Origin of the sequence: uncultured Campylobacter sp. (genome assembly GCF_937949835.1) — a bacterium.
Classification (GTDB): domain Bacteria; phylum Campylobacterota; class Campylobacteria; order Campylobacterales; family Campylobacteraceae; genus Campylobacter_B.
The window spans coordinates 1-2,551 of sequence record NZ_CALEDC010000351.1 but is presented as its reverse complement, the minus strand read 5'-3'; the positions used below and the strand labels follow the sequence as shown (position 1 = coordinate 2,551).

At 47.0% G+C, this 2,551-nt stretch carries 3 protein-coding genes; all 3 read left to right on the top strand.

Annotated features, from left to right (window positions below; genetic code table 11):
• Positions 1-306: class II fructose-bisphosphate aldolase (locus Q0256_RS08075; protein WP_297962054.1), on the top strand; the 306-nt coding region annotated here is incomplete at its 5' end.
• 1 nt (position 307) lies between these two features.
• Complete coding sequence (locus tag Q0256_RS08070) at positions 308-1,600, top strand: MotA/TolQ/ExbB proton channel family protein (protein WP_297962052.1); 1,293 nt, start codon at positions 308-310, stop codon at positions 1,598-1,600.
• Positions 1,587-2,551: OmpA family protein (locus Q0256_RS08065; RefSeq protein WP_297962051.1), on the top strand; the 965-nt coding region annotated here is incomplete at its 3' end. The genes Q0256_RS08070 and Q0256_RS08065, both read left to right, overlap by 14 nt.

Sequence of the window (2,551 nt, the reverse complement as noted above, 5' to 3'; positions counted from 1 at the left end):
CCCGTAAATTTCGTCTTTCATGGCGGCAGCGGCAGCGATACCTCCGACATCAAGGCAGCCGTAAGCTACGGCGTAGTTAAGATGAATATCGACACCGACACGCAGTGGGCATTTTGGGACGGCGTGCGTGCTTATGAGGCCAAAAATCGCGGCTATTTGCAAGCTCAAATCGGCAATCCGGAAGGCGAGGATAAACCGAATAAAAAATTCTACGATCCTCGCAAGTGGCTGAGAACGGGCGAGCAGAGTATGGTGGCGCGCTTGCAGGTCGCATTTGACAATCTAAATTGCCTAAATAGGAACTAATATGGATCGCCCAAATAACGAAGTGCTCGATATCACGCTACCTGAGGCGAAGGAGCGCTCGCTAGCGGGCGTTTTTTTTAAGATCGCAGCTCTGCCGATCGCGGTTTTTGTGGTGTTTTTGCTGGGCTATTTGGGGCTTATCGGGCTGAAAGTAGAAACGCACTCGATCCTGATGCTTGCAGTTTTGCTTATTATTGCACTAATTTTAGCCCGTCATAATGCAGAATATGGCTGCTTAAATTTTCAAAATAATATTGATGATTTCAAGCGTGAGCTGAAAAATTACATCGTCGCCAATCTCCTAAGCATCGGCGGTAAGAAAAAATCCGATGCCAGCTTTGATCTTTTTGTGGACGAATACGGCTACTCGCTGCGTAATCAAAACTACGCTTCCGTCGCGTCGGCAGTCTTTCCGATGCTTGGAATTTTAGGAACTTTCATCTCGATTGCGATTTCGATGCCGCACTTTTCCTCAAGCAATATCGATGGGCTCGAAACCGAGATCGCACAGCTTCTAGGCGGCGTAGGTACGGCGTTTTACGTCTCGATCTATGGAATTTTTTTAGCGCTTTGGTGGATATATTTTGAGAAAAAAGGCATTAGCAAATATGAGCGTCTGCTCATCAAATACAAAAATTCCACTAAAAATTTCTTCTGGAACAAAGACGAAATAACACAGGGCTATCTGAGTGAAATTTTAAACGCTAATTCTGAAATTTCGCGCTCATTTGCGATGATGAGCTCTACGAATTTTACTGAAAGGCTAAACCGCCTAATCGATGAAAAAATCGGCGCTTTTGAAAGCGTGATGGAAGCCGAGAAGCGAAGTATGGCGATTACACAAGAAGAGCTTGAAAAAGCAGGCGAGATGATCCAAAGAACAAATCTCGCTCACGGTGAGCTAGATAAGAGCTTCGCTCAAATTTTATCTGCGCTTAAGTCCGTATCTGCAAGCCTAATCGAAATTCAAAACGGAATTTCCGCGCAGTATCTAAGCCAGTCTAAAACTTTAACGGACGGGCAAGGCGAGCTGGCTAACATTACGAGCGCATTAAGCGCTCAAATCAAGAGCCTAAATGCTTCCTTAGGCGGGTTTGCGGGCGAAATTTCAAGTTCGCAGAATGCTTGCGCCGCTAAAATTGACGCTAGCTTTAAGGGACTAAGCGCGGATTTGAAGGCTCTTTTAGCTGGAGAGGACACTGCTGCGCGAACGAGCAACGAAAGCATCATCGAAGAGCTTCGAAAAACGCTTGCGAGCATCGATGAAAAAGCACTTTTAGATGAAAACGAATAACGAAGAAAAAGAGACCTTTTGGATCGCGTACGCCGATTTGATGGCGGGACTGCTTTTTGTTTTCGTGCTTTTAGTAGGCGGCATCATCGTCAAATACTTCCTCACGCAAAGCAACCTGCAAGAGAAAGAAAGCCAAATTTCAAGCGCGCTTCTAAGCCTGCAAAGCCAGGAGAAAAAAAGCGCCGAGCTTGAGGCGCTGAATAAAATTTTTAGCGACCAGCTTGAGAAGCTAAACATCGAAAATACCGACCTTCGCAAGCAAAATTCCATCTACTTCATACAGATCGAAGATCTAACCGAGATGGCGGAGAAGCTGAAAAAAGAGAATTTAGACATCAACTCGCTTCTGCAAAAAGCGCGCGACGACGCCAACGCTACGATCAGCCAAAACGAGCTTAAAATCGCCTTTTTGCTCGATCAGCTCACGCAGAAGCAGAGCGATTTTAATAAAATTTTACAGGACCTCAACGTCACGAAAAACCGCATCCGCAACCTCACCGGAATGAAGGTCAAGATCATCGCCGATCTGAAGGAGAAGCTGGGCGGCAAGATCCGCATCGATAACGAAAGCGGCGCGATGACGCTAAGCTCATCGATCCTTTTCGACAAAGGCTCAAGCGAGCTGAAAGAGGGCGCCAAAGAGGCGCTCCGCTCGACGCTGCAGAGCTATTTCGCCGCGCTTTTGAATAACGATGAAATTCGTGAAAATTTAGATCAGATCATCATTGAGGGGCACACGGACAGCGACGGCGGGTATTTATACAACCTCGAGCTGTCGCAAAACAGGGCGTTTGCCGTGATGGATTTCATAAACTCGTGGAATAAAGATGAGCGGCTGCAAAAATATCTCATCGCCAGCGGTCGCAGCTACACGCAGCCCGTGATGCGCAGGGGCGTCGAGGACAAGGACGCCAGCCGCCGCATCGAGATAAAATTTACGCTCTCAAACAA